The sequence below is a fragment of the Psychrobacter sp. TB55-MNA-CIBAN-0194 genome (genome assembly GCF_040309505.1).
Classification (GTDB): Bacteria; Pseudomonadota; Gammaproteobacteria; order Pseudomonadales; family Moraxellaceae; genus Psychrobacter; species Psychrobacter fozii.
Window position 1 is genome coordinate 1 of record NZ_JBEOOW010000636.1, and the last position, 247, is coordinate 247.

1 pseudogene is annotated in these 247 nt (G+C 45.7%); it reads left to right on the top strand.

Features of this window, described 5'->3' with window-relative positions:
• Window positions 1-247 (top strand): annotated as a pseudogene (locus AAEY75_RS16555) (serine--tRNA ligase); the annotation flags it as partial.

Consider the following 247-nt stretch of genomic DNA (forward strand, 5'->3'; position numbering starts at 1 on the left):
GTGTCAGTGGTGAGATTAAGACAGCTGAAGACGAGCTACGTACCTTACAAGAGCGCATTAGCCAAGCGGTAATGCAAATTCCAAATATCCCAGCAGCAGATGTACCAGTTGGTACATCAGAAGACGATAACGTCGAAGTACGCAAATGGGGCACACCGCGTGAGTTTGATTTTGAGATTAAAGATCATACGCATATTGGTGAGACACTGGGTATGCTCGATTTTGAAGCAGCAACCAAGCTTACAGG